Source organism: Salinisphaera sp. T5B8 (genome assembly GCF_040361255.1).
Lineage (GTDB): Bacteria > Pseudomonadota > Gammaproteobacteria > Nevskiales > Salinisphaeraceae > Salinisphaera.
In genome coordinates this window covers 91,625-115,122 of sequence record NZ_APNG01000001.1, presented here as the reverse complement: position 1 = coordinate 115,122, position 23,498 = coordinate 91,625, and the positions used below count along the sequence as shown (strand labels likewise).

The 23,498-nt window shown below is 63.0% G+C and carries 21 protein-coding genes; 15 read left to right on the top strand and 6 right to left on the bottom strand.

Features of this window, described 5'->3' with window-relative positions; translation table 11 throughout:
- Entirely contained in the window at window positions 1-1,482 is a 1,482-nt protein-coding gene (locus T5B8_RS00570; RefSeq protein WP_353175301.1) for a DUF3482 domain-containing protein, read from the top strand.
- On the opposite strand, the gene T5B8_RS00565 is transcribed toward T5B8_RS00570, so the two are convergent.
- The 3 genes from T5B8_RS00565 to T5B8_RS00555 form a co-directional block, all read right to left on the bottom strand.
- The gene (locus tag T5B8_RS00565; protein ID WP_353175299.1) at window positions 1,479-2,192 is read right to left on the bottom strand and encodes a DsbA family protein; all 714 of its coding nucleotides are present in this window, start codon (window positions 2,190-2,192) and stop codon (window positions 1,479-1,481) included. The genes T5B8_RS00570 and T5B8_RS00565 overlap by 4 nt on opposite strands.
- Before the next feature lie 195 nt (window positions 2,193-2,387).
- Window positions 2,388-2,975, bottom strand: a complete 588-nt coding sequence (locus T5B8_RS00560) for a PRC-barrel domain-containing protein (protein WP_353175297.1) — start codon at window positions 2,973-2,975, stop codon at window positions 2,388-2,390.
- A gap of 77 nt (window positions 2,976-3,052) precedes the next feature.
- Complete coding sequence (locus T5B8_RS00555; protein WP_353175295.1) at window positions 3,053-3,973, bottom strand: LysR substrate-binding domain-containing protein; 921 nt, start codon at window positions 3,971-3,973, stop codon at window positions 3,053-3,055.
- A gap of 173 nt (window positions 3,974-4,146) precedes the next feature.
- On the opposite strand from T5B8_RS00555, the gene T5B8_RS00550 reads away from it, so the two are divergent.
- From T5B8_RS00550 to cyoD, 5 genes are all read left to right on the top strand, one after another.
- Window positions 4,147-5,127, top strand: coding sequence for a YeiH family protein (locus tag T5B8_RS00550; RefSeq protein WP_353175294.1), 981 nt, complete (start codon window positions 4,147-4,149; stop codon window positions 5,125-5,127).
- 227 nt (window positions 5,128-5,354) lie between these two features.
- A complete protein-coding gene (cyoA, locus tag T5B8_RS00545; RefSeq protein WP_353175293.1) occupies window positions 5,355-6,287 on the top strand; it encodes a ubiquinol oxidase subunit II in 933 nt (310 codons plus the stop codon).
- A gap of 21 nt (window positions 6,288-6,308) precedes the next feature.
- Window positions 6,309-8,384, top strand: coding sequence for a cbb3-type cytochrome c oxidase subunit I (locus T5B8_RS00540; RefSeq protein WP_353175292.1), 2,076 nt, complete (start codon window positions 6,309-6,311; stop codon window positions 8,382-8,384).
- A 34-nt stretch (window positions 8,385-8,418) separates the two neighbouring features.
- Entirely contained in the window at window positions 8,419-9,033 is a 615-nt protein-coding gene (cyoC, locus tag T5B8_RS00535) for a cytochrome o ubiquinol oxidase subunit III (RefSeq protein ID WP_353175290.1), read from the top strand.
- A complete protein-coding gene (cyoD, locus tag T5B8_RS00530; protein WP_353175288.1) occupies window positions 9,033-9,371 on the top strand; it encodes a cytochrome o ubiquinol oxidase subunit IV in 339 nt (112 codons plus the stop codon). The genes cyoC and cyoD overlap by 1 nt, the downstream gene beginning before the upstream one ends.
- A 93-nt stretch (window positions 9,372-9,464) precedes the next feature.
- Here the strand turns inward: cyoD and T5B8_RS00525 are convergent, their stop codons facing one another.
- Window positions 9,465-9,905 carry a hypothetical protein gene (locus T5B8_RS00525; protein WP_353175286.1) on the bottom strand — a complete coding sequence of 147 codons (441 nt, stop codon included), beginning with the start codon at window positions 9,903-9,905 and terminating at the stop codon, window positions 9,465-9,467.
- Between the two features lie 179 nt (window positions 9,906-10,084).
- Between T5B8_RS00525 and crcB the strand changes: the two genes are divergently transcribed.
- A complete protein-coding gene (gene crcB, locus T5B8_RS00520; RefSeq protein WP_502950757.1) occupies window positions 10,085-10,480 on the top strand; it encodes a fluoride efflux transporter CrcB in 396 nt (131 codons plus the stop codon).
- 40 nt (window positions 10,481-10,520) lie between these two features.
- Window positions 10,521-10,814, top strand: coding sequence for a DUF190 domain-containing protein (locus tag T5B8_RS00515; RefSeq protein ID WP_353175284.1), 294 nt, complete (start codon window positions 10,521-10,523; stop codon window positions 10,812-10,814).
- Window positions 10,815-10,873: 59 nt separating this feature from the next.
- On the opposite strand, the gene T5B8_RS00510 is transcribed toward T5B8_RS00515, so the two are convergent.
- Both T5B8_RS00510 and T5B8_RS00505 read right to left on the bottom strand, forming a co-directional pair.
- Window positions 10,874-11,548: an HAD-IA family hydrolase gene (locus T5B8_RS00510; protein ID WP_353175283.1), complete on the bottom strand. Its 675-nt coding sequence runs from the start codon at window positions 11,546-11,548 to the stop codon at window positions 10,874-10,876.
- Between the two features lie 117 nt (window positions 11,549-11,665).
- The gene (locus T5B8_RS00505; protein ID WP_353175282.1) at window positions 11,666-12,766 is read right to left on the bottom strand and encodes a permease; all 1,101 of its coding nucleotides are present in this window, start codon (window positions 12,764-12,766) and stop codon (window positions 11,666-11,668) included.
- 151 nt (window positions 12,767-12,917) lie between these two features.
- Between T5B8_RS00505 and T5B8_RS00500 the strand changes: the two genes are divergently transcribed.
- The 7 genes from T5B8_RS00500 to T5B8_RS00470 all read left to right on the top strand — a co-directional run bounded on the left by T5B8_RS00500 (window position 12,918) and on the right by T5B8_RS00470 (window position 23,306).
- On the top strand, window positions 12,918-13,403 hold the full coding sequence (locus T5B8_RS00500; protein ID WP_353175280.1) for a GbsR/MarR family transcriptional regulator: 486 nt from the start codon (window positions 12,918-12,920) through the stop codon (window positions 13,401-13,403).
- Window positions 13,400-14,557, top strand: a complete 1,158-nt coding sequence (locus T5B8_RS00495) for an efflux RND transporter periplasmic adaptor subunit (RefSeq protein ID WP_353175279.1) — start codon at window positions 13,400-13,402, stop codon at window positions 14,555-14,557. The genes T5B8_RS00500 and T5B8_RS00495 overlap by 4 nt, the downstream gene beginning before the upstream one ends.
- On the top strand, window positions 14,554-17,679 hold the full coding sequence (locus tag T5B8_RS00490; RefSeq protein WP_353175277.1) for an efflux RND transporter permease subunit: 3,126 nt from the start codon (window positions 14,554-14,556) through the stop codon (window positions 17,677-17,679). The genes T5B8_RS00495 and T5B8_RS00490 overlap by 4 nt, the downstream gene beginning before the upstream one ends.
- Window positions 17,676-19,103: a TolC family outer membrane protein gene (locus T5B8_RS00485; protein WP_353175275.1), complete on the top strand. Its 1,428-nt coding sequence runs from the start codon at window positions 17,676-17,678 to the stop codon at window positions 19,101-19,103. The genes T5B8_RS00490 and T5B8_RS00485 overlap by 4 nt, the downstream gene beginning before the upstream one ends.
- Before the next feature lie 202 nt (window positions 19,104-19,305).
- Window positions 19,306-20,574 (top strand): DUF445 domain-containing protein, encoded by a 1,269-nt coding sequence (locus T5B8_RS00480; protein WP_353175273.1) that lies wholly within the window; start codon window positions 19,306-19,308, stop codon window positions 20,572-20,574.
- A 55-nt stretch (window positions 20,575-20,629) separates the two neighbouring features.
- Complete coding sequence (locus T5B8_RS00475; RefSeq protein ID WP_353175271.1) at window positions 20,630-21,370, top strand: Abi-alpha family protein; 741 nt, start codon at window positions 20,630-20,632, stop codon at window positions 21,368-21,370.
- Between the two features lie 103 nt (window positions 21,371-21,473).
- Window positions 21,474-23,306, top strand: coding sequence for a long-chain-acyl-CoA synthetase (locus tag T5B8_RS00470; protein ID WP_353175270.1), 1,833 nt, complete (start codon window positions 21,474-21,476; stop codon window positions 23,304-23,306).
- The last annotated feature ends 192 nt before the right edge of the window (window positions 23,307-23,498 follow it).

The window sequence follows — 23,498 nt, the reverse complement described above, 5'->3', positions numbered from 1 at the left end:
ATGACGATACGTACGCAAACGCCAGCCGAGTGGGTCAGCGCCGATGTTCCCTGTTTTGCCGTGGTCGGCAAGGTCAATATGGGCAAGTCGGCGGTGCTGGCAACGCTGCTGGAAGAAGACGACGATCGCATCATCCGGATTTCGCCCGAACCGGGGGAAACCACGCGCTGCCAGCGCCTGTCGCTGGTACTCGATGGGGCGGAGCGGCTGCGCTTTATCGATACGCCCGGTTTTCAGCAGCCCATCGAGGCACTGCGCGCGATCCGGGCGGTGCACGGCGAGGGCAATGGCACGCCCGGGCGGGCCGCGTTACAGGCGTTCGTGGACCAATATCGCGATCGCGGCGAGTTCGAGGACGAATGCCGTCTGCTCGAGCCCTTGTTGCAGGGGGCGGGCATTCTGTATGTAGTCGACCCGGGCGTGGCGGTCTACGACAGCTTTCTGGCCGAGATCGAAATCCTGCGTTTTTCCGGGCGCGCGCGACTGGCGCTGCTCAACCAGCGCGGCGAACAGGCCGGCACGTACGAAGCCGAATGGCGGGAACATCTGGGCAAGGCATTCAATCTGGTGCGCGTGTTCGATGCGCATCGCGCGCGCTTTGCCAGCCGGCGCGATCTGCTCGCCGCGCTCAACCAGATCGACGAACGCGATCGCGAGCATCTGCAAACCACCACGGCTTTGCTCGATGCCGAATGGCAACAGCGCCGCGAAGAGGCCGCCGAACGCATTCAGGCCTTTCTACGCAGCGCGCTCGAGCTACGCGAGCACGGTCACTATGCCGACGATGTGCCGGCGGCCGAAACCGCGAAACGCGAAGCCGTGAAACAGGCCAGTCTGCGCTATTTCGAGCGCATCGCCGCCCTCGAGCGTGAAACCGCCAACGACCTGCTGCGTGTGTATCGGCATACCGCCGTTCAGGCCGAGGCGATGCAGGGTTTCAGCGACGATCTGGATCTGGCCAGCGATGAAACATGGCGCCGGCTCGGGCTCACTCGACAGCAACTCACGGTTGTGGGCGCGGCCGTGGGCGCGAGTGCCGGTATTGGCGTCGATGCGGCGACCTTCGGCCATTCATTCGGTCTGGGTGCGCTCATCGGTGGGCTGGGCGGCGGGGCGCTTGCCTTTTTCAAGGGCGATGCGCTGCCCACGCTGCGCCTGGATCTGGCCCGTGTTGGCCCGCTCGGCGGGCAGCGCATCACCGTCGGCCCGCCGCGTAACCCGAACTTCGCCTGGGTGCTGCTGGATTCGATTCTGATCCGCTACCGCCAGATTCTGTCGCGGGCCCATGCAAGACGCGGCGACGCGATGCTCGAAGGCCAGGCCGCAGACGGCAGCATTGCCCGCGCGTTGGATGCTTCCCAGCAGAAAACGCTCGCGCGCTGGTTTCGCTCGGTCACACGCCAGCGCGATGCGCGCGAGCAGGACAGCGCGGCTTACGACGCGCTGGTCGCGGTGCTGGAATCGATCGAGCGCTCGCTCTAGTTGTCTGTCTGCTCGGCAATCGCCTGCTGGATACGGTCGTAGCTGACCACGCCGGAAAACATCTGGTCGCCCACGAGTACCGTGGGCGTGGCGCGTAGGCCGATCGCCTTGCCGGCTTCCTGGCTGCGTGCAATCACGTCGTCCGGACCGCCCTGGGTCATGCAGGCTTCCAGACGCTGGGCATTGATGCCGGTTTCGACCGCGATGTCGAGAAACATCGAGCTCGGGTCGTCGCGCTGCGACCAGTCGCGCTGGGTTTCGAACAGGCGGTCGTGGTAGGGCCAGAACTTGTCCTGGCGTGCGGCACAGCGGGCCGCCACGGCGGCCTGCTGGGCGTGGGCATGCATCGGCAACGGGAAGTCGAAGAATATGAAACGCGCCTTGCCGGATTCCACCAGTTCGTCACGGATCCGGCGCGCGGTAGGCGCGAACGCGCCACAGGCCGGGCACTGATAATCGGCGAATTCGCGAATGGTGATCGGCGCATCCGCGCTGCCGACGGCCTCGCCGAGGGCATCGTATTCGTTGTCGAACGCGGTCATCGTGTCGGCGGCCAGCGTGCGTACGTTGTCGTTGCCCGCGCCCGACGGGCCGTCGCCGCCACGAAAGCTGATTACCAGAATCGCCAGGATGATCAGTACGCCCAGAATCAGGGCAGGAACGAACAGGGCGCCAAACAGGCTGGAACGGCCGGTGTTCTGTGGGCTCATACGACGACTCCTTGGGCCGACAGGTGGGCGACAAGCCCCGGATCATACCGTGTGCGTCGCGACAGGTCAGGCACGTGATGCATCGCGGTGCAGGTTCGGCCGCGTGTCGGGCGGGCAGCCCGTGCATAAAACCCGCGCATAAAAAAAGGAGGGGCGAATCGCCCCTCCTTTCATACGGACAGCGTTGGCCGGCCGCTAGTTGCTGGCGTTATCCGCCGCTTCTTCGGTCTTGTCAGCCGTGTTTTCGGCGGCATCGCCGGTTTCGTCGGCCGCGCCGTCGAAGGCATCACGCGTATCGTCGATCAGGTCGGTGGTGCCGTCCTTGATTCGCGTCCAGGCGCTGCTGGCGGACTGCTTGGTCTGTTCCCAGGCATCGGCGGCCTGGCTCTGGGTGTTGTTCCACCAGGAGTCGTTATAGACCGGATAGCTGCTGAGCGTCTGACCATCGGCCATCAGATTGATGCGGTACTGCGGCTCGGTGGCCTTGTCGCCCTGCATGGTTTGCACGCTGAGCTGATCGGGGGCCACGACATAGGATTTGCCGTCCAGACCGAAATCGCTCTCGGTTTCGACGATGAACGACTTGATTGTCATGTTGTTGTCGAGGATGACGTCCTCGATCTCGCCGACCTGCTTGTCGGAGCCCTGAGCATAGACTTCGGCGTCGAGCAGCTGGTCGGCCGAATACAGGCCTTCGGGTTTTTGCTGGGCCAGTGCGAAGGTACTGGTGGCGGCCAGCGTGATACCGGTCAGCGCAATGGCACTCGTTTTACGTACTGCCATGGGATGTCCTCGATTACTGGTAAATATCGGTTGCGATGGTAGGCCGTGTGGCTGAACGAGAACTGAAAATCCGTATTTCATTTTCGTGATGGATCGAGTGCGGCGTTCAGCTCGGCTTCGAAGCGGTGCAGTAACGGGGCCTGGCTGGCCATCGCCATGCGTCGAACACGCCAGAGCGGCCGGGCCAGGGACAGTCCGTCGAGTACGACGAACTCGATCGGATGCGCCGCACTGGCCTGCTCGGCGGCGAGGCGGCTGACGCACGCCAGGCCCGCGCCATGGGCGACCGCGCGTACGATCGCGCCGCTATCGTCGATCTGCAGCTGGGCTGCGGGCACGGTATAGCCGGCCAGGGCCAGGCTTTGTTCGAACACCGCGCGGGTGCCCGAGCCGGGCTCGCGTGCGACCCAGTGGTGCCGATCCAGATGCGCGAGTTCGATCGTGTCGGTGGCATAGCCGGGCGGTGCGATGACCTGCAGCGTGTCCGTACGCCAGTGGGCGATATCGAGATCGTCGCGTTGCGGCGGGCCTTCGATGAGGCCGATGTCGGCCTCGAGATTGGCCACGCGCGCTTCGGCGCGGGCGCTGTTGCCGGAAAATATCTGGATCTGCAGTTGTGGGTGGCGGCTACGCAGCGTCGCTAACGCGACCGGTAGCACGTAGCGCGCGATCGTGCTCGACGCGGCCAGGCGGATACTGCCCGTCAACACCGCCGCGCCATCGTCGCCAGGCGCGAGATGTTCGGGCAAGGCGGCGAGGGCGTTCATGGGGTCGGCGCTCAGTGCCAGCAGCTGACGGGCGGCGGGGGTGGGCACGATCTGACGACCGTGGCGTTCGAACAGGGTGACGCCCAGGGCTTCGGCCAGTTCCGAGATAGCCTGGCTCACCGCCGCCTGGCTCAAATACAGCGTATCGGCCGCGCGGCGGACCTGCCCGGTGCGGGCGACCGCAGAGAATATCTCCAGTTGCCGCAGGGTAAAGCGTAGGCGTGTAATCATTACGAATTATTCGGTAAAGCCGAATGGTAATTTAATTTTAATTAGATTTTATTGAATGACAAGCAGGCGCAGGATTTCTTCCATGGTTTTCGTTCGGAGTTCTGCGGATGCGCTTGTCGAATGTGGTGTGGGCACGGCTGCCGGTTGCTCAGAGAGCAGGCCGGATCGCGACCGTGCTGCCAGGCCTACTGCTATGCCTGGGCTTGGCGGCGCTGTCCTATGGGATCGCCGCCTGGCCGGCACTCAACACGGTGGTGCCACTGAGTGCCTTGACGGTCGGTATTCTCGTCGGCGTGGTTGTACGCCTGTGCGTGCCGTTGCCGACAGCCTGCGAGCCGGGCGTGCGCTGGACGCTGCATTATCTATTGCGCGCCGGCATCGTATTGCTGGGGTTTCGCGTCGTTGCTCAGGATTTGCTGTCGGTGGGTATGGGTGGTCTGGCGCTGGTGGCGGTCGCGGTGACGAGCACCATCGTGTTGTCGGTCGTGCTCGGGCGGCTGCTCAAACTGCCCGATACGCTGAGTGTGCTGGTTGGTTGCGGGACCGGTATCTGCGGCGCCTCGGCGGTGGTGGCGGTCGATGGCGTCATTCGTGCGCGCGAACAGGATGTGGCCTGTGCAATTGCTATGGTTACGGTTTTCGGCACGGCCGCCATGTTTGCCTACCCCAGCCTCGCCGCGCATATGGGATTGAGCGAGTCGGCCTATTCCGCCTGGGCGGGCAGTTCCATTCACGAAGTTGCCCAGGCGCTGGCGGCCGGTTTCGCGTTCGACCCGGCGGCGGGTGTACAGGCCAGCCTGTACAAGCTTTCACGCGTCGCCCTGCTGGTGCCGGTATGTGCCGTACTGGCGCTGTGGTGGCGTCGGCGCGCGCAGGAAGGCGATCGCGACTTTCGCAGCGCGCCCTTTCCGTGGTTCGTGGTGGGTTTCGTGCTCATGGTGGTGCTCAATTCGGCAACGCCAATGCCGAGTGCGCTGCATGACGGGCTCATAGGCCTGGATGCTGCCCTGCTGAGCGCCGCGATGGTCGCGATGGGCTTGCAGACCCGGCTGGCGTCGGTGCTCGGTCTGGGGTGGCGTGCGCTTGCGCTCGGGCTGGCGCTCGCGGTCTGGATCAGCGCGGTCGCGCTGGGTGGGGCGCTTTTGATCGGCTAGGCCGGAATCGGCGGCTTGTATCCGAATTCGTCGCAGTCGGGTCTAATAATAGCCGTTGCGTTTACTGTCGTTTTGGCGGGGAAGGCGTTACCATTAGTTGCACTGCACAATGACCGTGGGTTTCATCCCATTGTGTGCAACGAATCTGGTGGAACTGACGTAGCAAAGATCGTAGCGTGGGCTATGGTTGGCTACGTCAAGCGCGATCACCCGTTGGAATGCCTGTAATGTCTATCAAAACACTTGCAAGAACGATGCGTGGCCTGCGGGTTCCGTTGATCGTCGCGCTCCCCTTGTTGCTAAGCGGCTGCGGTGCGCAGTGGTTCGTCGATACCTTCTACCTCAACGAGCTGGTGACGTTCTTCACGGCGGGCCCGGTGGCCGCCTACGAGCGCAACGTCATGCTGTTCACCTTCACGGTAATGCTGTTCGTGCTGGTGCCGGTGGTGGGCTTTACGCTCTGGTTCGCGTGGCACTATCGCGCGTCGAACCGCAAAAACACCTATACCGCCGACTGGTATCACTCGACGTTGCTCGAAGGGTTTCTCTGGGGCGGGCCGGCCGTGATCATCGTGATTCTGGCGGTGCTGACCTGGGTGAGTACGCATGATCTGGATCCGTACAAGCCGTTGGAGTCCGACAAGCCGCCGATCGAAGTCCAGGCCATCGCCATGGACTGGAAATGGCTGTTCATCTACCCCGACTACAACATCGCGGTGGTCAACGAACTGGCCATGCCGCTGGATACGCCGGTGCAGATTGACCTGACCTCGGCCAGTGTCATGAATGCCTTCATGATCCCGCGGCTGGGTAGCCAGATCATGGCGATGTCGGGCATGCGTACGCGCCTGCATCTGATGGCCGATCAGCAAGGCGAGTACTTCGGCAAGAATTATCAGTACAGCGGCGACGGTTTCGCCAACATGAACTTCCAGGTCCATGCGGTGAAGCCAGCGGAGTTCGAGCAGTGGGTCGCCAAGGCCCGGTCCGCGTCGAAACCGCTCGATCTGTCAGCCTACCGCGAACTGGTGCAGCCCAGTAAAAAGGTCGAGCCGACCTATTACTCGTCGGTTTACGACGGCCTGTTCGACTATGTCATCAAGCGCTTTCAGGAAGGCGATGGGTCGGTGCCGCCGCCCGAGCGCCTGACGGATCGCTAGCTTCAGCGCATCGAGGACACGATGTTCGGAAAACTCACTCTAGACGCGTTCACTCATTCGAGCCTGATCATCGTTTTCGCGAACGTGATCATGGTCGGAACCGGTGTGCTGGTTGTCGCCCTGCTGACGTATTACCGCAAGTGGGGCTATCTCTACCGCGAGTGGTTCACCACGGTGGATCACAAGAAGATCGGGATCATGTACATCACGATCGCGCTGATCTTCCTGTTACGTGGCTTTATCGATGCGTCCATGGTGCGCGCGCAACAGGCCACCGCCGGTTCGGGCGGGGCGGGCTATCTGGAGCCGCACCACTTCGCCGAGCTGTTTACCGGCCACGGCACGATGATGATCTTCTTCATGGCCATGCCGTTTCTGGTGGGCTTGATGAATATCGCCATCCCGCTGCAGATCGGCGCGCGCGACGTGTCCTATCCGTTGCTCAACGCCATCAGCCTGTGGCTGACCGCAGCGGCTGGTGCGCTGGTGATGATCTCGCTGCTGATTGGCCAGTTCTCGGAAGCCGGCTGGTCCGGGTATACGCCGTTCTCCGGATTGGATCACAGTCCGAGCTCCGGCGTGGACTACTGGATATGGGCATTACAGATATCCGGTATCAGTACCACGCTGACCGGGGTCAACTTCCTGGTGACCATTCTCAAAAAGCGTGCGCCGGGCATGACCTTCATGCACATGCCGATGTTCACCTGGACAACGCTGTGCACCACCATTCTGATCGTGCTGGCGTTTCCGGCGCTGACCGTCGCCCTGGCGCTGCTGGCGCTGGATCGCTCCGTGGGGACCCATTTCTTCACCAGCACCATGGGCGGCGACCAGATGATGTACATCAACATGTTCTGGGTCTGGGGCCATCCCGAGGTGTATATCCTCGTGTTGCCGGCGTTCGGTGTCTTCTCGGAAGTGGTCACCACCTATTGCAACAAACGCCTGTTCGGCTACACGTCGATGGTATGGGCGACGATGGCGATCGCATTCCTGTCGTTCACGGTGTGGGTGCACCACTTTTTCACCATGGGCCAGGATCCGTTGCGTAACGCCGCATTCGGGATCGCCACCATGATTATCGCTATTCCCACGGGCGTGAAGATCTACGACTGGATCTGGACCATGTTCCGTGGGCGTATCGAGTTCAAGCTGCCGATGCTGTGGACGCTGGGCTTCATCATCACCTTCACCATGGGTGGCATGAGTGGTGTGCTGTTGGCCATTCCCGGCGCCGACTACAAGATGCACAACAGCCTGTTCCTGGTCGCGCATTTTCATAACGTGCTGATTCCGGGCACGATGTTCGGGCTGCTCGCCGGTTTCTACTACTGGTTCCCCAAATCCTTCGGCTTCAAACTCGACGAGAAATGGGGTCGGCATTCGTTCTGGGGCTGGCTCGTGGGCTTCTATGTGGCCTTCGTGCCCCTGTACATGCTCGGCATGATGGGCATGCCCCGGCGCATGGTCACCTATGACAACCCGGTCTGGCATTTCTGGCTGGTGATAGCCGCCATCGGCGCGATCATCGTTGCCTACGGCATCTTCTCGATGTTCATGCAAATCTATGTCAGCTTCCGGGATCGCGAGAAGAACCGCGATCTGTCGGGCGACCCCTGGGGCGGCCGTACGCTGGAATGGTCGATCGCGTCACCGCCGCCGGAATACAACTTCGCGGTGATCCCGACGGTGGAGGATCGCGACGCCTTCATGCACAAGAAGGTGCACAACACGGCTTATGAGCGTCCCGAACGCTACGAAGACATTCATATGCCCAAGTCCACCCCGGTGGCGATCTTCATCGCGGCGATGGCCTTCTTCTTCGGCTTTGCCTACGTCTGGCATATCTGGTGGCTGGCCGCGCTGTGCCTGACGGGTATCGTGGGCGCGGTGATCGCGCGCAGCTTCAACCCGGAGCCGGAATTCGTCATCCCGGCCGAAGAGGTCGAGCGTATCGAAAACGCCTTCCATGCCAATCTCGAAAAGGATGGCGCCTTCGAGCGCATGAAGCATATCGAGTCGTATGGCGACGAGCGGTCGGAATATGCCGATACCGCCGAGCCGGCGACCACCGAGAAGGGCCCGCCGTTATGACAATCGACTTGCAAGCACAACCGAGGCCGTGCCCATGACGTCTAGCGCCAACGATCTCAACAGCGTTCGCGCCGCCGCTCGCGCCGATACCGAAGTCAACTTCGGTTTCTGGATCTATCTGATGAGCGACGTGATCATCTTCTCGATGCTGTTTCTGATGTACGTCGACCTGTCCCAGCGTTTTGCGGGCGGGCCGACGGCATCGGAAGTATTCGAGTTGCGCGGCGTGTTCCTCGAAACCATGGCGCTGTTGCTGTCGAGTCTGACCTTCGGCATGGCGATGGTGAATCTGCATCAGGGCCAGAAGAGCCGGGTGATGATGTGGCTCGGCGTGACCTTCGTGCTCGGCGCCTTCTTTCTGGGGCACGAGCTCAGCGAGTTCGTGCATCTGATCAACGAAGGCGCGTCGTTCACGCGTAGCGGTTTCCTGTCGGCCTTCTTCGGGCTGGTGGGCACGCACGGTGCCCACGTGTTCTTCGGTCTGGTGTGGCTTACGGTCATGGTGGTCCAGCTACAGATCTACGGTCTGACCGCGCCGGTGGCTTCGCGCCTGGCACGGCTGAGCCTGTTCTGGCATTTTCTGGATCTGGTCTGGATCTGTGTGTTCTCGACGGTCTATCTGCCCGGTATCTTGCAAGGAGGCGCGTAATGAGTCATTCCACCGACGCGACTCCCGGCCACGCGCCGACCGCGCGCGGCTATATCACCGGCTTCGTGCTGGCGCTCGTACTCACCCTGATCCCCTTCGGTCTGGTCGCCTTCGGGCTGCTGTCGCAGGGGGCGACGCTGATCGTGATTGCGATCGCGGCCGTGCTGCAGCTGGGTGTCCATCTACGCTGGTTTTTGCATCTGGACATGTCCAACGAGCAACGCTGGAACACGATTTCCATCCTGTTTTCGTTGTTGATCATGGTGGTGATGGTCGGCGGCACCATGTGGCTGTTCTACAGCCTGTATGTCCGCCACATGATGGTGGGTCACGGCTAGGTCCTAGCTGTTTCGCCGGCCCGCTTGCGGCCATAAAAAAACCCCGCGTCGGTGTCCCGACGCGGGGTTTTTTTTGCGTAATCGGCCGGTGATTTATTCGTCGCCGACCTTGCCGTTGGCTTCGCCCTGGGCATTGGCATCGACATCGGCGGCGGTGTCCGAGCTCATGCCCGTATCCATGTCAGTGTCGGTGTCCATGTCGGTATCGGCGTCCATACCGGTGTCGGTATCCACGCTCGATTCGCTGTCGCTGTTCATACCGCCCTGGGCGTTGCTATCGACATCTGCCGAGGTATCGAGATCGGCTTCGGTGTCGGTATTGAGCGCGCTTTGGCTATTGGCGCGGTTCTCGGCGGTATCAGTGCCGGCATCGGCGCCAGCCGACGTACCCACGTCCGCGTTCACACCCAGCCCGGTGTCCACGCCCGCGTTGGCATCGGCGGCGGCATTGGTGTCGGCGTTTGTCGCGGCGATTGCGCCACCGCTGGCCATGGCGATGGCGGTAGCCGCAGCGATCGTTAGATGTTTGTACATTGATATCTCCTCGGTCAGTGAAGTTCGCAGACGCTCATCGCCTTGCGTGAAGACACTGTCAGCCGTGGCGACTGAATCGGCGGTTAATGCCGCGGCCTTGCATTTCGCCGGCAAGCCCGGGACAGGGCATGGTTCCTGCTTGTACTCTTGGACGCTCGATTCATGTTGTAAAACAACGGATGTCCATTCTCGTCTCGGTTCTGGCCATTGCGGTCGGCGCGGCCTGCGGGGCCAATCTGCGTTGGTTGCTCGGCCTGGGGCTTAACGCGCTATTCCCGGCCCTACCGCCCGGCACGCTCGTGGCCAATCTGCTCGGCGCGGGCTTGATCGGCATGGCCATCGCCACTTTTGCGGCTCTGCCCGAACTGTCGCCGTTCTGGAAACTGGCGATCGTGACCGGCTTTCTCGGGGCGTTGACCACCTTTTCCACCTTCTCGGCGGAAATCGTTACCCAGCTTCAGGCCGGGCGATTGGGCTGGGCGTTTCTGGGCATTGCAGCGCATGTCGTCGGTTCGCTGGTCATGACCGGCCTGGGCATGGGCGCGGTAGCGCTGCTACGCCAAATGGGACGCTGAACAGGAGCGAATGATTATGAAAGGCTTCGAGCTAATATTCATGGCGCCACGATCGCGTCGCCACCAGGGCAAGCCGGTACTGGACGTGGTCGCCCGTCTGGCCAGGGAACAGGGCATCGAACGCAGCACCCGGCGGGTGGATGCCGAAGGCACGGGCGTGAGCGGGCATACCCACTCCGCGCATTTCTTCGAGCAGGCCGACGAGCCCGAAGAGCTGATGTTCGTACTCGACGGCGGCCAGGCCGATGCGCTGGTTCGCAGCGTGGACGAACAGGCCGTGCCGGTGTTCTGTGTGCGCCGGGCGATCGAATACTGGCAGTTCGGCGAGGATTGATCGCGCGACCCGGCCGGGCCGATCGCGCTTGAATGCGCCGCGCGCGCTCAGCCGGGCTGTCAGCCGCTACGGCGCTGGTCGATCAGCGCCGGTAGCTGGTCGAAGTGGGTGAAACGGGTGATGGCGATGTCCGGGTGTGCGCCGATGGCGCCCTGCGGGTCGTAACCGAAGACCTGCATGCCGGCGCGGTGGCCGGCCAGTACCCCGGCGTCGCTGTCTTCGATGACCGCGCAGTTTCGCGGGGCTACATCGAGCGCGGCCGCCGCGGTCAGAAACAAATCCGGTTCGGGTTTCCACACCCCGATGGTGTAGGCGCTGAATACGTAATCGCCGAAATAACGGGCCAGGTCGGTCGCGTCGAGCGCGGCGGCCAGTTTCTTCTCGGGCCCGCTCGAGGCCACGCAACGCGGCAGGTCGATGGCCTCGATCGCCGCGGCGACGCCGGGCATGGGCTGTAGTTCGCGATAGAATAGGTCGATCATCTGTTGGCGATAGCGCGGCGTGAAATCATCGGCCAGGGTCACGCCATAGCGTTCGGCCAGCGTATCGATCATCTGCTCGAACTGGCCGCCGCGAAATTCCGACTCGATCGCGCGGGCATCGAGTTCGATGCCATGATCGGTGGCGAACATTTCGGCCACGCCCTTGGCGTTGAGCAGTTCGCTATCCACGAGCGTGCCGTCGCAATCGTAGATCACGGCCTCGATCGGGGGCTTGGCGGCGGAATCATTCATCGACAGACCTCGGTTGCGGGGCGCCTGCGATTGCAGGCGACGCCCGCTCGACGATGGGGACGAAGTGCGCTGCTAAAACCCGCCGATCGAAAATCGGGGCCAGGCCCTGTGCCGCGGCTAGTGATGATGGCAGCAGTGCGCGGGCTCGGCGGCCTGTTTCGACAATCGCCACAGGCCCAGGCCCACCACGATGAACACCAGGTTCAGCCAGAAGGTGTAATCAAGCTTGAAAAACTCCATCGCGCCGACCGCGGTGGCCGTGGCCTCGGGCGTCAACCCGGATGCGGTGAACACGACGTCGATGACAAACCCGGTCAGCGCCATGGCGATATACAGAATCAGGCCGAGTTGCAGCGCGAGTTTGGTGCCGTAGTACTGGCGATAGACCAGCAGCATTGGAATCACGATCAAATCGCCATAGATGAACGCCAGCGCGCCGCCAAAGGAAATACCACCATTGAACAGGGCTGCCGCCATGGGCACGTTGCCCACCGAGCATACAAAGCTGAACACGGCCACCAGCGGGCCGACCAGGGCGTTTTCGATCATCTGCAGCCAGCTCACCGTATCGCCGGACGACAGGAATACCGTCTGCCAGAAACTTTGTGGCACCCACACCACGACCGTACCGGCGACCACGATACCGATGACGATATCCTTCCAGATCATCGACCAGTCCATGGCGAAGCGCGAAGCGGCCATGCGCCAGCCGTCCAGGCTGAAAAGACTGGGCACGTTGTCGTCACCATCCGCGGCGTTTTCGGATTCCGCCTCGCGCACGCGCTCGAACGCCGCGATCGGGCCGAAGGCCTTCATCAGTACCGCCACGATCGCGATCAACAATACGCCGCCGGCGAATTCGGCGACCACGAACTGCCAGCCCATGAGCGACCATAGAACGAAGCCCAGTTCGATCACCAGATTGGTGGCCGCGATCATGAACGCCACGGCTGCGGTGATATGCGCGCCGCGCAGGAATACGCTGCGGCTCATCGCGGCCGCCGCATAGGAGCAGGACGAGCTGAGGGCGCCGAAAAAGCCGGCACGGGCCAGCGAGGCCGGCCCGTGGTCGCCCATGACCCGGGCCATGCGCCGTTTGGGCACGAATGCCTGTACCGCGCCGGATATGGCGAAGCCCAACACCAGTGCCCAGAGCATCTTCCAGCCCATGCCAGCGATCGTGTACAGCGTTTCGCCGAGCATCGAAAGCCAATTCATAAACAATCCCTCGTTTGCGCCGCGTTCGCCGCGGTGCGCGTCGAATGCGGCTCACGTTAGCCCCGTAGTCGGGTACGGCTGCAAGTGTGTTCGCAGCATTTTGTTTGTTCAGTATTGATTGAATGATTCGAAGGCCGTAGGCTTTGTGGCTATGAGCGACGCACAACAGGCGATCAGCGCCTTCATCGAACGCATGGGCCTGGCCGCGCAAAGCGACGGCATGCCGCGCATCGCCGGGCGCATGCTGGGCTATTTCATCATTCATGGCGGGCCCGCGAGCCTGGCCGAACTGGCGCAATCGCTGCAGGTGTCACGGGCCAGCGTCAGTACCAATGCCCGTATTTTGCGTAATCTCGGCGTGCTCGAAGCCACGGCCATGCCCGGCGATCGCCAGGATTATTATCAGCTGGTCGAGCGCCATTATCTGCGCCTGCTCGAAGGCCATGTCGAGCGCATGGGCACGATGAGCGCCTCGCTCGCCCAGGCCGAACGCGAGCTGCCTGCCGACTGGGCAGGTGCGCAGGCGCGGCTGGCCGATATGCACCACTTCATCGATACCGCACGCGACAATACGCGCAAGCTCATCGAACGCCTGGCCCGGCGTGGCGATAAGGCCTCGACCAAGGGCCGCTCATGAGCCGGCTGCCGACGATTCGCCCGATCTGGATCGTGCTGGTCATCGTGGTCGCGCTCGCGGCCTGGTTGGCGTCCGGCATGGTAGGCGGTCACGACAAGCCGGCGGCTGAGGCCGCGCCCAAGGCCGAGCAGGCCGAGCCGGTGAGCGTGGCCGTGCGGACATCACAGGCACAAACGGTGTGGCGCGAGGTCGAACTCAACGGCCGTACGGCGCCCGACCGTGCGGTGACCCTGCGCGCCCAGACGGCCGGGCGAATCCAGTCGGTCCAGGCCCGGCGCGGCGCGCGCGTAGAGGCCAACGAGGTGATCGCGCGCATCGCTATCGACGATCGCAGCGCATCGCGCAACGAAGCCCGCGCGGTGGTCGAACAGCGCCGTCTGCAGTATGAGGCGGTGCGCAAGATGTCGGAAAAGGGCTACCAGACGCGTACCGATCTGGCCCAGGCGAAATCCGACCTCGAAGCCGCCCAGGCCCAGCTCGCCGAGATCCAGCAGGATATCGATAACACGGTCATTCGTGCGCCGTTTGCCGGGGTGCTGGAAACGCGCCCGGTCGAGGTGGGCGACTATGTTGGCGTGGGCGACGAAATCGCGCGCGTCATCCAGCAGAACCCGTTCGTGGTGGCCGGCGACCTGGCAGAAAAGGATGTGGCCTTCGTCGAACCGGGCCAGACAGGCCGTGCGCGCCTGATTGATGGACGCACGGTCGACGGCACGGTGCGCTATGTGGCCACCGAAGCCGACGAGGCCACGCGCACCTATCCGGTGGAACTGGAAGTCGACAATCCGGGCGGGCGGCTTGTCGCCGGGGCCTCGGCCAAGTTGATCCTGCCGCTGGAACAGGTCCAGGCCCATGAGGTGGCCGCCGATCTGCTCACCCTCGATGAAGCCGGCGACATGGGCATCAAGACGATCGGCGACGATGGCCGTGTGGCCTTTCATCGCGCCGATATCGTCAAAAGCAGCGACGAGCGGCTGTGGCTGGGCGGACTGCCGGCGCGCGTGCGGCTGATCACGACCGGCCAGGGTTTCGTACGCGCGGGTGATCCGGTCCGGGTCGTCGAGGACGGCGATGACGCGGCCGGTGGCGCCCAGGCGAGCACCGCCGAGCGCGCGCAAGAGGCCGGCGTAAACGAAGCCGACGATCGTTCATGAATGCCCTGATCGCTGCCGCTTTTTCGCGGCCGCGCACGGTGGTGCTCGGTCTGATCGTGATTCTGATCGCCGGCAGCGTCGCCTATCGCGATATTCCCAAGGAATCGTCGCCGGATATCACCATTCCCACGATTTATGTGTCGATGACGCATCAGGGCATTTCGCCCGAAGATGCCGAGCGGTTGCTGGTCAAGCCCATGGAGCAGGAACTGCGCTCCATCGAAGGCCTCAAGGAAATGAGTGCGACCGCCTCGGAAGGCCATGCCAGCGTGATTCTCGAGTTCGAGGCCGGTTTCGACCCGGATGACGCGCTCGACGACGTACGCAACCAGGTGGATATCGCCAAGGCCGATCTGCCCGACGAAACCGACGAGCCGACGGTCAACGAGGTCAATGTCGCGCTGTTTCCGGTGCTGGTGGTCAATCTCTATGGCGATGTCTCCGAGCGCGTGCTGGTGGCCCTGGCCGAGGACGTGCAGGACGAGGTGGAGTCCATCCCCGGCGTGCTCGAGGCTGATATTGCCGGCGATCGCGAAGAGCAGATCGAAATCAATATCGACCCGCTCAAGCTGGAGTCCTACGGGCTGTCGTTGCAGGAGGTGTTCGACTCGGTTCAGCAGAACAACCAGCTGGTGCCGGCCGGGGCGCTGGAATCCGGCAGTGGCCGGTTTTCGATCAAGGTGCCGGGCGTGATCGACAATCTCGACGCGCTGCGCAATACCGCGGTCAAGCGCGCCGACGATCAGGTGGTCACCGTGGCCGATGTGGCCAGCGTGCGGCGCGCGTTTGCCGATCGTGAAAGCTTTGCCCGCCTCAACGGTCAGCCCACGCTGGCGCTGGAAATCACCAAGCGTATCGGTGCCAACATCATCGATACCAATCAGGCGGTACGGGCGGTCGTCGAACGCATGCAGCAGGACTGGCCGGCGGCGATCAAGGTCAATTTCTCGCAGGATGAATCCGAAGACGTCACCCAGCTGCTGGGCGACCTGCAGAACAACGTGGTCAGCGGCATCCTGCTGGTGATGATCGTGATCGTGGGTATTCTCGGTCTGCGCGCCGGCACGCTGGTGGGCGTGTCCATTCCCGGTTCGTTTCTGCTGGGCATTCTCACCCTGGCCGCGCTCGGGCTGTCGGTGAATATCGTCGTGCTGTTCGCGCTCATCCTCGCGCTCGGGCTGCTGGTGGACGGGGCGATCGTGGTGGTCGAGCTGGCGGATCGCTTTCTGGCCGAGGGCGAGACCCGCACGTCGGCCTATATGCATGCCGCCCAGCGCATGGCCTGGCCGATCATCTCCTCGACCGCGACCACGCTGGCTGCGTTTGCGCCGTTGCTGTTCTGGCCGGGCGTGGTGGGCGAGTTCATGCGCTATATGCCGATCACCTTGATCGCGGTGCTGAGTGCCTCGCTTTTGATGGCACTGATTTTCGTGCCCACGCTCGGCGCGGTTATCGGCGGCTCCGCGCCCGGTGGTGCCGAGGCGGTCTGGCAGCCAGGCCAGAAGCTGCGCGGTGCCACCGGCGCCTATGTGGCCACGTTGTCGTTTTTCGCCCGGCATGCCGGCAAGACCGTGATCGGCGCGGTGCTGCTGTTCTTCGTGGCCATATTTGCCTATGCCGGCTTTGGCAAGGGCGTGGAGTTCTTTCCCGATATCGCGCCCGACAATGCCGTGATCCAGATTCATGCCCGTGGCCAGCAGTCGGTCGCCGAGGCCGATCGACTGGTACGCCAGGTCGAGGATCGGGTGCTGGCCATGCCCGGTTTCGAGTCGGTCTATACGCGCACGGGTGCAGGCCAGCAATCGTTTCGCCAGGGCACGGCCGACGACGTGATCGGCCAGATCCAGCTCGAGTTCGAGCCCTGGGGCGTACGTCGGCCGGCCGACGAGATCATGGCCGATGTGCGCAAGCGTATCGCCGGCATTCCCGGCATTCGTACCGAGGTCCAGGAGCAGGCCCAGGGCCCGACCCAGGCCAAGCCGATCGAGCTGCAGATTTCCGGGCCGGACATGGACGCGCTCGATAAAGCCACCGATTTCGTGCGCCGCGGCATGGCCAAAGTCGGCGGGTTTACCGATATTCAGGACACGCGCTCGACCCAGGGCCTGGAATGGCGCATCGACGTGGATCGCGCCGAGGCCAGCCGCTACGGCGCCAACGTGGCGTCGATCGGCCAGGCAATTCAGCTGGTCACCCAGGGCATCAAGGTGGGCGAATACCGCCCCGACGATGCCACCGACGAAATCGATATCCGGGTACGGTTCCCCGAGGATTCTCGTAATCTCGAAGCGCTGGACAACCTGCGCCTGAAAACCAGCGATGGCCAGGTGCCGGTGTCCAATTTCGTGACCCGCGTGGCCGCGCCCAAGGTCGAGAATATCGAGCGTACCGACAGCCAGCGCACGGTCACGGTCGAGTCCGGCGTGGCCGACGGTCGGCTTGTAGCCGATCAGCTGCGTGCGTTGCGCGACTGGATCGGCGCGCATGTGGCCGAGGCCGGTCTCAATCCCCGGGTGGATATCGCCTTCAAGGGTGAGGACGAAGACCTGCGCGACGCCGAGGCGTTTCTGTCCAAGGCCTTTGGCGTGGCCATCGCGCTCATCGGCGTGATTCTGTTGACCCAGTTCAACAGCTTCTATCAGTCGTTTCTGATTCTCTCGGCCGTGATGTTTTCCACCATCGGTGTGTTGCTGGGCCTGCTGATTGCTGGCCAGCCGTTCGGCGTGGTGATGAGCGGTATCGGCGTGATCGCGCTCGCGGGTATCGTGGTCAATAACAATATCGTGCTCATCGACACCTACAACGTGAACCGCGCGGCCGGGCTCAATGGCTGGGATGCGGTCATTCAGACCGGCGCCGAACGCTTGCGTCCGGTGGTATTGACCACGGTGACTACCATTCTCGGCCTGTTGCCGATGGTGTTACAGATGAACGTCGATATCATCGGCCGATCGATCACCTTCGGTGCACCCTCGACCCAGTGGTGGACCCAGCTGGCCACCGCGATCGTGGGTGGGCTGCTGTTTTCGACCCTGCTGACGCTGGTGCTTACGCCCTGCCTGCTCGTGCTCGGCGCGCGGGTGGCCGAGCGCCGCGAACGATTGCACGGAGGTGATGCATGATACGACGCCTATGCCCGCTGCGGCGGCCGCTCGCGGTCGTCGTGCTAAGTGTGCTGACACTGCCGGCCTGGGCCGGCCAGAACCTGCTCGATACGTACGATCAGGCGCTGCGTAACGATACCGAACTGTTGACTGCCCGGGCCGAGTCCGGCGCGGCCGATGCACGCTATCGCCAGGCGCGTGGCCAGCTTCTGCCCTCGCTGTCAGCCAGTGCGAGCTATACGCGCGTCGAGCAGGAGCAGACCTTCGAATCCCCCGACAACGGCGATGGCGCCGGCGGCGGGCTGGGTTTTTTCGGCGGCAATGACGGCGCGACCAGTTCCGATCAGCAATCCTATTCGCTCGATCTGACCCAGCCGTTGTTCAACTGGGGCGCCTGGCAGAACAAGAATGCGGCCGATGCCCGCCGCGATCAGGCGGTGTTGTCGTTATCCGATGCCGAGCAGGGACTGATCGTGCGGGTGACCGAGGCCTATTTCGATGTGCTGGCCGCGCGCGATGCACTGAATGCGGCGCGCGAACAGCAACGCTCGATCCAGCGCCAGCTCGATCGCGCCGAAGCGGCATTCGAGGCCGGGCTGGACCCGGTCACCGATCAGCAGGAGGCGCAGTCGAGCCTGGATAGTGCGATGGTCGATGCCATCGATGCCGAAAATCAGCTTGCCAAGGTCCGCGATGCGTTGATCGCGCTGACCGGACGCGCGCCCCAGGACCTCTCGGGCATCGCGGTCGACGAGCCGATGCCCGCCAGCGCGGTCGATAGCGCCGCGCGCGATCACGACGCCTGGCTGGCGCTCGCGCTCGAACGTTCGCCCCAGGTGGCGGCCTCGGAGGCCGCCTGGCGTGCCGCGCGCCAAGATGTTGGGGCCGAACGGGGCGGGCATTTGCCGACGGTCGATCTGGTCGGGCGCGTGGGGCGTCAGGAACAGTTGTTTCCGATCAGCGCGGGCGGGCAGGCCAATCTCATCGACGAAACCCGTTCTATCGGCGTCGAACTCAAGATGCCGCTGTTTTCCGGTGGCGCGACCAGCGCGGCGGTATCGGAGGCCGAATATAACGCCGAGCAGGCGCGTCTGGATGCGATTTCCGCGCGCCGCCAGTTGCTCATCGACATCAACGAGGCCTATCGCAATGTCGAAACCAGCCAGCGCCGGCTGGCCGCGCTCGATCGGGCGATCACCTCGGGCGAAACCGCGCTCGAGGCCGCGCAGGCCGGCTATCGGCTGGGTAATCGCACCATCCTCGATGTCATCGAGGCCCAGATCACGCTGGTCAACCGGCGTGCCGATCGCAAACAGGCCTGGTATGACCACGCGTTGGCGCGCCTGCGCCTGCGCAAAGCCGCCGGCGTGCTCGATTTCGATGAGCTGGCCCGTATCAATGCCCGGCTACGCGGTGCGCCCGAGGCCGGGACGCCCGGTTGAGTCCGGGTCGTTATTTGTCTGCAGCGGTTGCCGGTGCCAAGGTGTGCGGCTGCTATCATCGACATCGCTCGATGTTAGCGGCGACTGATACGCTGGCGCGATAGGCGCATTACCACCGTGCGCCAAACAACGACGATAAATACAACGACGGCAAGTACGAGGAGCATGGCGGCCTTTCCCGTGACAGGCGCCGCAGCGATGCATGGACGGCAGTTTTCTCTATTTGAGTCTGGATACATGGAAATATATTTCCATGCCGGTGATCAGCGCGGCGGTCGGCTATGTGACCAACGTCGTTGCGATCAAGATGATGTTCCACCCCATCGAGTTCGTTGGCCTGTATAAACCCTGGCTCGGCTGGCAGGGCATCGTGCCGCGCAAGGCGTCGAAAATGACCGGTATTTCGGTGGACACGATAACCGAGTCGCTGATTACCGAAGCCGAGATCTTCGGCCGGCTCGATCCCGATCGCGTTGCCGATGAGCTCGAAGGTCCGATGATCGAGCTCACCGACGAAATCACCGATACGGTCATGCACCGGCATCACCCCACGCTCTGGGAGGCGATGCCGCTGGTGGTACGCAGCCAGATCAAGCGCCGCGTGCGCTCGCAGGCGCCCACCATCATCCGCGAGTTGATGAACGACGTGCGTACCAACGTGCGTTACATGTTCGACCTCAAGGGCATGATTACGCGCGTACTGGTGCGCGAGAAGAATCTGCTCAACCGGATCTTTCTGGAAACCGGGCGCAACGAGTTCATCTTCATCGGCCGCTCCGGCGCCTATTTCGGCTTCGCCTTCGGCCTGGTGCAGATGCTCATCTGGGTGTTCTTCCAGGCCTGGTGGCTGTTGCCGCTGTTCGGCCTGCTGGTGGGCTGGGCGACCAACTGGCTGGCGTTGAAGATGATCTTCAACCCGAAACGTCCGTACCGGATCGCCGGCATCACCATTCAGGGGCTGTTCTTCAAGCGCCAGCAGGAGGTCGCGGCCGACTACGGCAGTCTGGTGGCGACCCAGATCCTCACGCCGGCCAATATCCTCGAAGAAATTCTCAGCGGCCCCTATGCCGACAAGCTGTTCGCGCTGGTCCAGACCGAGGTGCAGCGTGCGATCGATTCCAGCGCCAGTGTGGCTCGCCCGTTCGTGAGCTGGACCCTGGGCAGTCAGGAATACGAACAGATCAAGGCCGATGCGGTCGCCGAAGTGGTGGCGCGTATGCCGGAAACGCTGTCGCACATGACCGATTACGCCGAAGATGCGATGGCCATTCAGCATACGCTGGTCACCCGCTTGCAGAACCTCACCCCGCATCAGTTCGAAGGCATGCTGCGCCCGGCCTTCGAGGAAGACGAATGGATATTGATCGCAGTCGGCGCCGCGCTCGGGCTGGCCGTGGGCTGGTTCCAGTTGATCGCGCTGTTCTCAAGCGTTTTCATGGAGCGTTTCGGCGGCATTCCCGGTTTGAGCTGACAGCGGTAATGGCCTGCGCACATTGGTGCGGGCGACTCGATTTGGAGAAAAGACGATGGCCGGCAAGAAAAACCTGACTGTACGAACCCCGCGGGCGTTCCAGTTTCTACGCCAGGCCGCGCGCGCGGCCGAGGAGTGGCCGGTGGCCGGTTCGGCGGTGCGCCGCTTCCAGGATGCCGAAACCTGGGCCATGGCCGAACTCAAGCAACGTCTGGATGCCATGTCCGACGAGCCGCCCGAGCGCGGCCGGCGCCGCGCCGAGCCCGTGGACGGTCCGGCGCCGCGCGAGATGATGGCGCGCTTGATCGTGCAGTCGCGCGGCGTGGATCCCGAGGCCGCACGCACCTGGCTGTATCGCCAGACGCTTTCGCGTCTCGTGCCCGACCAGGTGGCGATGATGGCCCTGCTGGCCGATCGTGAGATCGCGCCGCTGTGTCATGTCGCCGCCGGGCGGCTGCCGGCGGGGCCGGTGAGCGTGGTGGTATTGTCCAATGCCAGCTCGCTGGGACGTGATGCCGGGGTGCTGCTGCGCGACTACGTCCCCCAGTACATGAGCGAACTACTTGCGCTGGGTGTGTTCGAGGCGGGCCCGGAAGATGATCGTCTGGCGGATCAGTACGAATTGCTAATGGCCGACACCCAATTACGCAAGACCATGGATCGCGTGCGCCGCGAAATGAAGCTTTATCCGCGGCTTCAGCGCTTTAGCGTCCATATGAGCGATTACGGCAAGGCGCTTTGGCAGGATTGCCGGCCGGTCGACGGCGCGGCCGGTACGGTGATCGAAGGGGGCTAATGCGCCGGGGTCTGCCCGAGTGCGTATCGGGCTGTTAAGCTAAAAAAGCCGAAAAGGCATCGTTTCGCTATACAGAAATCATACGGCACGAGGAGACCGGCCAATGAGTGAATCCGAGCGCGACACCCTGAATGTCTGGGACGTATTGAAACCCACCGCCGACAAGCTCAGCGGCGTCGATCGGGTGCTCAAGGGCGCGGGCATCCTGCTCAAGTCGCGCTTTCGCGACAACATCACGATCGCGACCCTGATCGAAGACCATGCCGGGCGTCGTCCCCAGCACGACGCGATCACCTACGAAAATCAGCGTTATACCTACGCCCAGCTCAACGCCAATGCCAATCGCTATGCGCGCGTGCTCAAGGCTGGCGGGATCGAAAAAGGCGATGTGGTGGGTGTGTTGCTGGGCAACCGCCCGGAAACGCTGTTCATCGTGGCCGCGCTTGCCAAGCTCGGTGCGGCCGCGGCGATGTGCAATACCAAACAGCGCGGCGACGTGCTTGCGCACAGCCTGGGTACGGTCAAGCCCAAGGCCATGCTTGTGGGCGACGAACTGTTCGATGCCTTCGAAGAGATTCGCGGCGAGTCCGGCATCGCCGATCTGAACCCGCTCTGGCTGGTGCCCGACAGCAGCCGTGCCGCGGCCGCCCCGGCGCCCGACGGCTGGACCGATTTCCTGGCCGAGGCGGCCAATGAGCCGACCGGTAACCTCGACGACGCGGCTGACGTGTCGTCCAAGGACACCTGCTTCTATATCTTCACCTCGGGCACCACGGGCATGCCCAAGGCATCGCGCATGAGCCATGTGCGATGGCTGCGCGGCGGGGCCGGTCTGGGCATGGCCGGGTTGCGCCTGACGCCGGAAGATCGTTTTTATTGCCCGTTGCCGCTGTATCACAACAACGCCCTGACGGTGTCGTGGTCGTCGGTACTGTGTGCCGGGGCGACCTTCGCGCTCGCGCCCAAGTTCAGTGTGAGTGGTTTCTGGCCGGATGTGCGCCATCACAAGGCCACGGTGTTCTGCTATATCGGCGAGTTGTGTCGTTATCTGCTGCAGGCCGATCCCGACGAAAACGATCGCAACCATCATGTACGTGCGGTGATCGGCAACGGTCTGCGCCCGGATATCTGGGACGAGTTCAAGGACCGTTTCGGCATCGATCGCATTTGCGAGTTCTATGGCGCCAGCGAAGGTAATCTCATCTTCGTCAACGGCTTCAACATGGATCGCACCGCCGGTTTCTGCCCGTTGCCGTTCGCGGTGGTCGAATACGATCCGGAAACCGAGGAGCCGGTGACCGACGACAAGGGGCGGATGAAAGAGGTCGACAAGGGGGAAGTCGGCCTGTTGCTCAACAAGGTGACCGATTTCGCGCCCTTCGAAGGCTATACCGACCCGGAAGCCAGCGAGAAGAAGCTCTTTCGCGGCGTGTTCAAGAAAGACGATTGCTATTTCAATACCGGCGATCTCGTACGCCGACAGGGCATGCGTCATATCGCCTTTGTCGACCGGTTGGGCGATACCTTCCGCTGGAAAGGCGAAAACGTGGCGACCACGCAGGTGGAGAACGCACTCAACGCCTTCAGCCAGATCGAGGAATCGGTGGTCTACGGGGTGGAGGTCCCCCACAGCGACGGCCGCGCCGGTATGGCCGCGATTACGCCGGTGCGCGACCTGGAGGATATCGACTGGGGCGCGCTGGTCAGCCATCTGCGTGACGAACTGCCCGACTATGCCGTGCCGGTGTTCATTCGCCTGCGCCCCGAGCAGGAAGTCACCGGCACGATGAAATACCGCAAGGTCGATCTCAAGAAGCAGGGCTATAGCCCTGAAGGCGACGAACCCGTCTATATGCTCAAATCAGGCGCCGATCGTTACGAGCCGATCGACGGCGAAACGCGGGAGGCGCTCGCCGACGGCGATATCCAGCTCTAGCGCCAGACCGTCGCGGCCGGGAAAACCCCGGCCAGCGCCGGGCTGCGCAAGACTGAATCGAGCCGGGCGGTGTGTAGACACCGCCCGGCTCAAGCCCGCTTTGGATTATGTACGAAGTTCAGCACGCGGCGTGAACATTGGCCCGCTAGGCTTCACGCGATCGGTGTCTTGCCTTATTCGCGCGTTTTCGCG

Excerpts from the sequence above, each read along its gene's own strand:
- T5B8_RS00570 (WP_353175301.1), top strand. The coding sequence starts at position 1 with ATGACGATACGTACGCAAACGCCAGCCGAGTGGGTCAGCGCCGATGTT.
- T5B8_RS00565 (WP_353175299.1), bottom strand. The coding sequence starts at position 2,192 with ATGAGCCCACAGAACACCGGCCGTTCCAGCCTGTTTGGCGCCCTGTTC.
- T5B8_RS00560 (WP_353175297.1), bottom strand. The coding sequence starts at position 2,975 with ATGGCAGTACGTAAAACGAGTGCCATTGCGCTGACCGGTATCACGCTG.
- T5B8_RS00555 (WP_353175295.1), bottom strand. The coding sequence starts at position 3,973 with ATGATTACACGCCTACGCTTTACCCTGCGGCAACTGGAGATATTCTCT.
- cyoA (WP_353175293.1), top strand. The coding sequence starts at position 5,355 with ATGTCTATCAAAACACTTGCAAGAACGATGCGTGGCCTGCGGGTTCCG.
- T5B8_RS00540 (WP_353175292.1), top strand. The coding sequence starts at position 6,309 with ATGTTCGGAAAACTCACTCTAGACGCGTTCACTCATTCGAGCCTGATC.
- cyoC (WP_353175290.1), top strand. The coding sequence starts at position 8,419 with ATGACGTCTAGCGCCAACGATCTCAACAGCGTTCGCGCCGCCGCTCGC.
- cyoD (WP_353175288.1), top strand. The coding sequence starts at position 9,033 with ATGAGTCATTCCACCGACGCGACTCCCGGCCACGCGCCGACCGCGCGC.
- T5B8_RS00525 (WP_353175286.1), bottom strand. The coding sequence starts at position 9,905 with ATGTACAAACATCTAACGATCGCTGCGGCTACCGCCATCGCCATGGCC.
- crcB (WP_502950757.1), top strand. The coding sequence starts at position 10,085 with ATGTCCATTCTCGTCTCGGTTCTGGCCATTGCGGTCGGCGCGGCCTGC.
- T5B8_RS00515 (WP_353175284.1), top strand. The coding sequence starts at position 10,521 with ATGGCGCCACGATCGCGTCGCCACCAGGGCAAGCCGGTACTGGACGTG.
- T5B8_RS00510 (WP_353175283.1), bottom strand. The coding sequence starts at position 11,548 with ATGAATGATTCCGCCGCCAAGCCCCCGATCGAGGCCGTGATCTACGAT.
- T5B8_RS00505 (WP_353175282.1), bottom strand. The coding sequence starts at position 12,766 with ATGAATTGGCTTTCGATGCTCGGCGAAACGCTGTACACGATCGCTGGC.
- T5B8_RS00500 (WP_353175280.1), top strand. The coding sequence starts at position 12,918 with ATGAGCGACGCACAACAGGCGATCAGCGCCTTCATCGAACGCATGGGC.
- T5B8_RS00495 (WP_353175279.1), top strand. The coding sequence starts at position 13,400 with ATGAGCCGGCTGCCGACGATTCGCCCGATCTGGATCGTGCTGGTCATC.
- T5B8_RS00490 (WP_353175277.1), top strand. The coding sequence starts at position 14,554 with ATGAATGCCCTGATCGCTGCCGCTTTTTCGCGGCCGCGCACGGTGGTG.
- T5B8_RS00485 (WP_353175275.1), top strand. The coding sequence starts at position 17,676 with ATGATACGACGCCTATGCCCGCTGCGGCGGCCGCTCGCGGTCGTCGTG.
- T5B8_RS00480 (WP_353175273.1), top strand. The coding sequence starts at position 19,306 with ATGGACGGCAGTTTTCTCTATTTGAGTCTGGATACATGGAAATATATT.
- T5B8_RS00475 (WP_353175271.1), top strand. The coding sequence starts at position 20,630 with ATGGCCGGCAAGAAAAACCTGACTGTACGAACCCCGCGGGCGTTCCAG.
- T5B8_RS00470 (WP_353175270.1), top strand. The coding sequence starts at position 21,474 with ATGAGTGAATCCGAGCGCGACACCCTGAATGTCTGGGACGTATTGAAA.